This is a genomic window from Pseudonocardia sp. McavD-2-B, assembly GCF_024124365.1.
In the GTDB taxonomy this organism is placed as follows: domain Bacteria; phylum Actinomycetota; class Actinomycetes; order Mycobacteriales; family Pseudonocardiaceae; genus Pseudonocardia; species Pseudonocardia alni.
Genome location: NZ_JAMXSG010000276.1, coordinates 1 through 7,689 on the forward strand (window position 1 = coordinate 1; position 7,689 = coordinate 7,689).

Sequence of the window (7,689 nt, forward strand, 5' to 3'; positions counted from 1 at the left end):
CCGTCGACTTCGTCGGCGACGCCGTGCTCGTCACCGTGCTGCTCGACGGGCGGGTCCCGGACCGGGGCACCCTGCTGCGGGTGCGGGCCGGGACGGACCGGGTGCCGCACCCCGGCGACCGGTGCCGCGTGCGGTCGCGGGGTGCCGTGCACGTCGTGCCCGCCGTCCCGGGACCCCGCTGAGCGGGACACCCGGGCCGGATTCAGGCGGCGGCGGGCTCGTCCGGCCGGGCGGCCAGCTTCGCCAGCCGCTTCTCGGTCGGCCAGCGGACGTTCCACGCCCACCCGAGCTTCTCGAACAGCCGGATCGTGCCGGCCGAGATGTCGATCTCGCCGCGGCCGACGCCGTGCCGGGCCGAGGTGGGGTCGGCGTGGTGCAGGTTGTGCCAGGACTCGCCCATGCTGGGGACGGCGAGCAGCCAGACGTTGGTGGAGCGGTCCCGGGCCCGGTACGGCCGCTCACCGACGAGGTGGCAGATCGAGTTGGTCGACCACGCGACGTGGTGCGACACCGCGACCCGGACCAGCCCGGCCCAGAAGAACGCGGTGAACGCGCCCCACCAGGACCAGGTCACCAGGCCGCCGACGACGCCGGGCCCGAACACGGACAGGATCGTCAGGACGGTGAAACCGCGGTGGACCCGGTCGATGTCGGGGTCGGCGAGCAGGTCCGGGGCGAAGCGGCGCTGGTCGGTCAGCGACCGGTCGAAGATCCAGCCCATGTGGGCGTGCCAGAAGCCGCGGACCAGCGCGGCGGGGGAGGTGCCGTAGCGCCACGGCGAGTGCGGGTCGCCCTCGGCGTCGGCGTAGGCGTGGTGACGGCGGTGGTCGGCCACCCAGTGCCGGACCGGCCCCTGGACGGCGAGGCTGCCCGCGACGGCGAGCGCGATCCTCAGGGGCCGGTTCGCGGTGAACGAGCCGTGGGTGAAGTAGCGGTGGAAACCGACGGTCACCCCCAGCATGGACACGACGTAGAGGCCGAGTGCGAGGCCGGCGTCGAGCCAGGTCAGACCCCAGCCCCACGCGAGCGGGACCGCGGCGACGAGCGCGATCGCCGGGACGATCGCGAACGCGTAGACGAACAGGTGCGGAACGGGATGCCGGAGCCGGTCGGAGAAGTCGGAGCGCGGCGCGGGCCGGGTGTCGGTCACACCCCCCGATGGTTCCGGCTCGCACCAGAACGGACAGTGGGGACAACCCCCCTCACTCACCGTGAGTGGGGTCTCCTCAGGTCGTGGCGGGCTGGGCGGCCTCTCGTAGCAGCGGCTTCACACGCTCGCCGAACTTGGTGACGCCGTCGACGAAGTCGGGCCAGGTGAGCAGCGCCCCGTCGATGCCGGTGGTCGCGGCGATCTCGTCGAGCTGGGCCGCGACCCGCTCGTAGGAGCCCTTCACCACCGGCAGTGACAGGAACGCCATGTTCCCCTCCGACGCGGGACGCTCCAGGGACGCCAGCAGCTGGGCCGAGGTGCCGTCCGGGTTGGTGTCCAGCGACGCCCCGGTGGTCATGTAGCTGATGGCCTCGAGGTCGGCGTTCTCGACGATGTGCGCGCACAGCCGGTCGGCCTCGTCGTCGGTCTCCTCGGCGATGATGCAGTACAGCGCGTAGGTGCCGACGTCGCGGCCCGCCTCGTCGCCGAGCCGGCGCACTCCGGCGGCGATGTCCCCGACCTTCGAGCGCTCGGCCATGATGAAGTTCCGGTCGCCGTGCTCGGCGGTGAACGCCTGGCCCGCCGGCGACTGGCCCGCGCAGACGATCGTCGGGGTGTGCAGCGGCTTGGGGCGCATGTCGGCGTCGTCGAAGGAGAAGAACTCGCCGGAGAAGGTCGTGGTCCCCTCGCTCCACAGTGCCCGCAGCGCCCGCACGTACTCGGCGGCGTAGGCGTAGCGACGTTCGAAGTACTCGTCGCCGGGCCACAGCCCCATCTGCGTGTACTCGGGCTTGTTCCAGCCGGTCACGATGTTGAGTCCGCAGCGTCCGCCGGAGATCTCGTCGATCGTCGCGACCATCCGGGCGGCCATGATCGGGTGGGTGGCCAGCGTGGTCACCGACGGGTAGAGCCCGATCCGCTCGGTCACCGCGGCGAGTCCGCCGAACAGGGTGAACGACTCCAGGCACTCGCCCCAGAAGTCGCTCGGCCCGCCCGACCCGCGGTGCTTCATCATCGAGAGCACGAAGTCGAGGCCCTGGCGCTCGGCCTCCTGGGTGATCGCCACGTTGTGGGCGAAGCTCGGCCGGTACTGCGGGCTGCCGGTGGACAGGATGTAGCCGTTGGTCGCGTTCGGGATGAAGACGCCGTAGTGCACTCAGACCTCCGGGGTGGACAGCTGTGTGACGGTGCTGGGCAGGTCGGCGACGTCGGCGTACTTGGCGTCGAGGTCGGCGAGGTTGCGGGCGTGGACGCCGGCGTCGCGGTCGGCGCAGGCGTCGGCGACGACGACCGGGCGGAACCCGGCGGCGAGCGCGTCGGTGGCGGTGGCGCGGACGCAGCCCGACGTCGACACCCCCGTGACGACGACGGTGTCGACTCCGCGGGCCCGCAGCGTCGCGGCGAGCGAGGTCCCGGCGAAGGCGGACGCGTGCTGCTTGGCCAGCAGCGTCTCGCCCGGCGCCGGGTCGAGGACGAGCCGGCCCCAGTCCCCGGGGGCGCCCTCGGCGAAGCAGGACAGGGCGGGGACCTTCGCGGCGAAGAACCCCGCGTCGGCGAGGTCGGCGGCGTAGCGCACGACGGTCCAGACGACCGGGTGCCCGCCCGCGCGGGCCGCGGCGACCACGGCGTCGCAGCCGCCGGTGACGCGCTCCGCGGTCGCGGCGTCCCCGAGGAAGAAGGGCCCGTCCGGCTCGGTGTAGGCGGCCACGAGGTCCACCACGACGACGGCCGGTGCCGCGCCCCAGCCGACCCGGCCCGAGAACGGCGCACCGTGCGGTCCCGACCCGGCCCCGGTCACCGGCGGTCCCCGGTCATCACGGCGCGGGCGTTGGCGATGTGGCTGACCATCACCGCGGAGGCCCAGCCGCCGTCCCCGGCGCGCAGTGCGGCGACGATCTCGGCGTGATGGGCGAGGCTGCGGGCCAGCGACGCCGCATCGTAGGTGTGGAAGGTGCGCAGCACGACCGGTGCGTGCACCACGCCGGCGAGCGCGGAGGCGAGCGCGGGGGTGTCGGCGATCTCGAGCAGCCGGGCGTGGAACCGCCGGTTCAGGGCGACCAGGGCGTCGAGGTCCTGCCCGGGGCCGGGGCCGCCGACGGCGAGCATGCGCCCGGCGAGGTCGTCGAGCTCGTCGAGGTCGGCGGCGGTCGCGCGGGCGGCGGCCAGCGCCGTGGCCCGCGGCTCCAGCGCGGTGCGGACCCCGAAGATGTCGTCGAGGTCGGCCTCGGAGAACGTGGCGACCCGCGCACCGCGGTGCGGGTGCAGCTCGACCAGCCCCTCAGCGGCCAGCCGGGACAGCGCCTCGCGGACCGGGGTGCGCGACACCCCGAGGCGGTCGGCGAGCTCGACCTCGCCCAGGTGGGCACCCGCGGCCAGCGCGCCGGTGAGGATCTCCTCGCGCAGCGCGGCCTGGGCGCGCTCGGAGGCGCGCCGGGGAGTCGTGTCGACCATCGTCACCTCCGGCGTCGGGCTGTATGCAACCTACGAGTGCCGCCGGTCACGCACAAGGCTCCACCTGTTGTTACGTCCGGATGACAGGCAGAGTGGGCGATGCGTGTACACAATCCAGCTCGACGAAGGGACCCCGCCGTGGCCGACCTCCTCAGCCGACCCGGGAACCGCCGGGCGCGCCTGCGTGCCCTGCTCGACGCCGGCACCCCGGTGCTCGCCCCCGGCGCCTACGACGCGCTGTCCGCGCGGCTGGTCGAGCAGGCCGGGTTCGACGTCGTCTACATGACCGGGTTCGGGACGACGGCCGGGCTGCTCGGCCGGCCCGACGTCGGCCTGCTCGGGGGTGCGGAGATGGCCGCGCACGCCGGCAGGCTGGCCGACGCCGTCGACCTCCCGCTGATCGCCGACGCGGACACCGGTTACGGCAACCCGCTCAACGTCATCCGCACCGTCCGCGACTACGAACGGGCCGGGGTCGCCGCGCTGCACCTGGAGGACCAGGTCATGCCCAAGCGGTGCGGGCACCTCGCGGGCAAGCAGGTGGTGCCCGCCGCGGAGATGGCCGCGAAGGTGCGGGCCGCCGTCGACGCCCGCACCGACCCGGACCTGCTGGTGATCGCGCGGACCGACGCCGCCGCCGTCGACGGGCTGGACGCGGCGATCGACCGGGCCCGCCGGTTCGCCGACGCCGGCGCCGACCTGCTGTTCGTGGAGGCACCGACGTCCGAGCGCGACATCGAGACCGTCGCGACCGCGCTGGCCGGGCACCGGCTGGTGTTCAACTGGGCCGAGGGCGGCCGCACCCCGCCGCTGTCGCGCGACCGGCTCGCCGAGCTCGGGTTCGCCCTGGTCCTGTTCCCCGTGGGCACCCTGCTCGCAGCGACGGCCGGGATGCGGGAGCTGCTGGAGCGGCTGCGGGCCGAGGGCACCCCGGCGTCGCTGATCGACCGGCTCGGCGGTCTCGACGCGTTCGCCGAGCTCGCCGGGATCGGGGAGGTCCGCGAGCTGGAGCAGCGCTACCGCGCGGAGGGGGACTGAACAGTTCCCGGACGCCCCGTGCCGCAAACGTCGGCTCCGCGGAGCGGACTCGGATACACGCCCAGGAGTGGCGCGTCGATATGTCGTACACCACACTCGGTGCAGATGACCTTGCCGACCTGCGGACGTCGACCGGAACGGGGCGGGCGGGCAGGGTCCCGGAATCGCCCCAGGCGGTGGATCGTGCAGCAGAACACTCCCCGGCTCCGCATCTGCGAACGATGCTGGTCGTCGGTCGCGGACGGCTCGGTCTGTCGGATCTTCCGGCACTCCGACCCCGCGACCCCGCTGGAGAGGCCCGCCTTCTCCTACCGGCACCTCGACGGTGACCCGGCGTGCAGCGGGGCGCAGCAGCCCGAGCTGGAGACGGGGTGGGCCGCGTGAGCGCACCCCCCGTGCCGGGACGCGCCCTGCGCCCGGTCCCCACGCCGGTGCCCGCCGCCCGGACCGCGTTGTCGCCGGTCGACCCGCTGCCGGTGTCATCGGGTGACCTGGAGCGGCTGCGCGAGAACCTCGGACGCGTGCTGGCCGGTCTGCGCTGGCCCGCCCACCGCTGGCAGGTCCTCGCCGAGGCCGAGGCGTGGGGGGTGAGCGGCGTGGTCCGCCAGCAGATCCTCCCGCTGCCCGACGGGCGGTACCCGTCGTTCGAGGCCGTCGTCGAGGTGCTCACGGCCGCGGCGCGTGGCCGGCTGCGCCCGGTGCCGGTCCGGCCCGCGATCGGCGCCGACCGGCTGCACCCCGCCGAGCGGGCCGGTGTCCCGCCGCGCGTGCCGCGTGCCCACGGCAGGCCCGCACCCGCGCCGGGGCATCGCCGGGCCTGACCTCCGACGGGGCCGTGCGACCGCCCCGGACGGTGGTGGGTGGGGGCCGAGTCGGCCGGGGTCGGCGGTCCCGAATCCGCCGGCCCCGGCCGGGGTGACCACCCGTCCGCTCCCCAGCGACGGGTGGTGGGTCCTCGGGGTGCGTGGCCCGCGACGAGGCGGGTGCGTGCCGGTGGGAGACCGGCTGCTCACGCGAGGTGATGTATATCACGCGGTGCGGCCGGATTGGTCCGGTTTCCCCGAACCGGGCGACGGTATCGATCAAGCCGTCCGTGCGGGTGTAGACCGCGGAGCTCCGGGAAGGCCGCGGGTGTCCGGGCCCGGGCGGGCCCGGCGCGGCGAGGAGGCGGACGTGGCGGGGCAGACGGGGATCGGGCTGGCGGTCGAGACGGCGGGACCGGGGGTGCGGCTGGTCCGGGTGTCCGGGCGGCTGGACCGTCCGGGAGTGGAGGCGCTGGCGCGGATGCTCGACGCGCAGGCTCGGTGCGGCCGGACCCCGGGACACGTCGTCGTCGACCTCTCCGGGGTCAACGCCTTCGACGGGCCCGCCACCGAGCGGCTCGGCGTGGTCGTCGCCCGCTCGCGTGCCGAGGGTGTGCGTCTGCACCTGGCCGGGTGCGGCGGCCGGGCGGAGCTGCTGCCGCTGCCCGCCCGCCAGGTCCTGCAGCGCTGCAGTGCCTTCCCCTCCGCCGAGGTCGCCGTCCGGACGCTGACCGCGGCCCGTGCCGACACCGCCGGTGGAACCGGGACCGTGCCCGGGCCGCGCCGGGCCGGCGACGACCGCACGGGTGGCAGGCCGGTCTCCGCCGGTACCTGACCCCGACCGGCCCCGGGCCGTCAGCCCGCCGCGTCGAGGGCGCGGCGCACGGCGGCCGCGCCGTCCTCGTCCAGCTCGCCCCAGCACCGCAGCCGGGACAGCCCGCCGTCGGGGAACACGTCCAGACGCAGGTGGGTGGCCGGTGCGGCGCCGGGCAGCAGGAAACGGTGCCGGGTGTCGGGCTGCACCCGCTCGCGGTCGCGCAGCACCGTCCACGACCCGCCGGTGCGCTCGTCGCGGGTGCTGATCGAGACCCAGCCCGGTGCGTTCCCGACGAACCAGGTCGTGTCGACCTCCACGTGCCGCGGGACCCCGCCCGCGGCGAGCGCGAACTCGACCCAGTCGTTGCCGCCGTCGCGGCGCCGCGCGTTCTCCCAGCCCTCGCCCATGTGCCGTGCCTTCCCGGGCAGCAGCAGGTTGCCGGGGGAGGAGTAGAACTCGTCGGAGCAGCCGGTGACGTGCCCGCCGTTCTCCGCCGCGAGCAGGTCCACGGTGCCCTCGAGGAACCGCGGGTCGGGCAGCACCCGGCCGAGCACCCGGAACCGGGCGATCCCGCCGTCCGGGTGCATGATCAGCCGCAGGTGGGTGGCCCGGCGGGTGTCGGTCACCGGATAGACGTTGGCGGTGTGCCCGGCGCACGCCGAGCGCGGCACGATCTCGTGCCAGGGCGCCTTCTCCAGCTCGTCGGGGGAGGGGTGGCCGTCGACGGCGGTCGCCTCGACGGCGATCTCCGGCGGGTAGTTGCCCCTGAACCAGGAGGTGTCGACGACGACGTGGTCCACCACGCCCGGCGCGCCCAGGCGGACCAGGGCCCAGTCGTGGCCGGGCTCGCGGCGGCGCCGGGTCTCCCAGCCGTCGTAGACCTTGCCCTTCAGACCGAACTCGTCGGGGTCGAAGCGGGGCGGGGCGGCGGTGATGAGGTTCTCGCGCTGGGCGAAGAACTCGTCGTTCGCGGCGACGACCGAGCCGCCGAGCGCGCGGGAGGCGAGGTCGATGAGCGAGGGGTCGGTCACGGTCTGCTCCTGATCATCGGGCGGGTGGGGGACGGGTGGTCGGTGGCGATCCGGGCGCCGAGCAGACGCAGCAGCTCGGCGGCGCGCTCGACCGCGTCGCGGTGGTCGAGGGCGGTGTCGGTGAGCGCGTAGGTCGCGAGGAAACCCGCGGCCCGCAGTGCGGCCGGGCCGAGGGTCACCTGCCCGGCGACGGCGACGACCGGGGTCCCGACCGCGCGGGCGGCGGCGGCGACCCCGGCCGGGGCCTTGCCGTGCAGGGTCTGGGCGTCCAGCCTGCCCTCCCCGGTGACGACGAGACCGGCGCCGGCCAGCTCGTCGCCGAAGCCGGTCAGCTCCAGGACCGTACCGACACCGGGTGCGACGCGCGCCCCGCAGACGGCGGTCAGCGCGAGCCCCGCC

The 7,689-nt window shown here is 75.2% G+C and carries 11 protein-coding genes; 5 read left to right on the forward strand and 6 right to left on the reverse strand.

The window, feature by feature from the left end:
* A partial coding sequence (locus NH602_RS25620; protein ID WP_253069129.1) for a hypothetical protein occupies nucleotides 1-182 on the forward strand: 182 nt, incomplete at its 5' end.
* A gap of 20 nt (nucleotides 183-202) precedes the next feature.
* Here NH602_RS25620 and NH602_RS25625 read toward each other — a convergent pair.
* From NH602_RS25625 to NH602_RS25640, 4 genes are all read right to left on the reverse strand, one after another.
* Nucleotides 203-1,150, reverse strand: coding sequence for an acyl-CoA desaturase (locus NH602_RS25625; RefSeq protein ID WP_374210262.1), 948 nt, complete (start codon nucleotides 1,148-1,150; stop codon nucleotides 203-205).
* Between the two features lie 76 nt (nucleotides 1,151-1,226).
* Nucleotides 1,227-2,306: an LLM class flavin-dependent oxidoreductase gene (locus NH602_RS25630; protein WP_073575052.1), complete on the reverse strand. Its 1,080-nt coding sequence runs from the start codon at nucleotides 2,304-2,306 to the stop codon at nucleotides 1,227-1,229.
* Nucleotides 2,307-2,948, reverse strand: coding sequence for an isochorismatase family protein (locus NH602_RS25635; RefSeq protein ID WP_253069130.1), 642 nt, complete (start codon nucleotides 2,946-2,948; stop codon nucleotides 2,307-2,309).
* Nucleotides 2,945-3,601 carry a GntR family transcriptional regulator gene (locus tag NH602_RS25640; protein ID WP_062402948.1) on the reverse strand — a complete coding sequence of 219 codons (657 nt, stop codon included), beginning with the start codon at nucleotides 3,599-3,601 and terminating at the stop codon, nucleotides 2,945-2,947. Before NH602_RS25640 ends, NH602_RS25635 begins: the two co-directional genes overlap by 4 nt.
* Before the next feature lie 138 nt (nucleotides 3,602-3,739).
* On the opposite strand from NH602_RS25640, the gene NH602_RS25645 reads away from it, so the two are divergent.
* The 4 genes from NH602_RS25645 to NH602_RS25660 all read left to right on the forward strand — a co-directional run bounded on the left by NH602_RS25645 (nucleotide 3,740) and on the right by NH602_RS25660 (nucleotide 6,277).
* Complete coding sequence (locus NH602_RS25645; RefSeq protein ID WP_073575050.1) at nucleotides 3,740-4,639, forward strand: oxaloacetate decarboxylase; 900 nt, start codon at nucleotides 3,740-3,742, stop codon at nucleotides 4,637-4,639.
* A 183-nt stretch (nucleotides 4,640-4,822) separates the two neighbouring features.
* Entirely contained in the window at nucleotides 4,823-5,023 is a 201-nt protein-coding gene (locus NH602_RS25650) for a hypothetical protein (RefSeq protein ID WP_062394657.1), read from the forward strand.
* A complete protein-coding gene (locus NH602_RS25655) occupies nucleotides 5,020-5,460 on the forward strand; it encodes a hypothetical protein (RefSeq protein WP_253069131.1) in 441 nt (146 codons plus the stop codon). Before NH602_RS25650 ends, NH602_RS25655 begins: the two co-directional genes overlap by 4 nt.
* Nucleotides 5,461-5,812: 352 nt before the next feature.
* Nucleotides 5,813-6,277, forward strand: a complete 465-nt coding sequence (locus tag NH602_RS25660; RefSeq protein ID WP_179759985.1) for a sodium-independent anion transporter — start codon at nucleotides 5,813-5,815, stop codon at nucleotides 6,275-6,277.
* Between the two features lie 20 nt (nucleotides 6,278-6,297).
* Here NH602_RS25660 and alc read toward each other — a convergent pair whose 3' ends face one another.
* Together alc and NH602_RS25670 are read right to left on the reverse strand one after the other, a co-directional pair.
* Nucleotides 6,298-7,290, reverse strand: coding sequence for an allantoicase (alc, locus tag NH602_RS25665; protein WP_179759984.1), 993 nt, complete (start codon nucleotides 7,288-7,290; stop codon nucleotides 6,298-6,300).
* Nucleotides 7,287-7,689, reverse strand: a 403-nt coding sequence (locus tag NH602_RS25670; RefSeq protein ID WP_253069132.1) for a glycerate kinase, incomplete at its 5' end; no start/stop codon positions are given. The genes alc and NH602_RS25670, both read right to left, overlap by 4 nt.

Coding starts and splice junctions, on each gene's coding strand:
- NH602_RS25640 (WP_062402948.1), bottom strand. CDS start 3,601: ATGGTCGACACGACTCCCCGGCGCGCCTCCGAGCGCGCCCAGGCCGCG.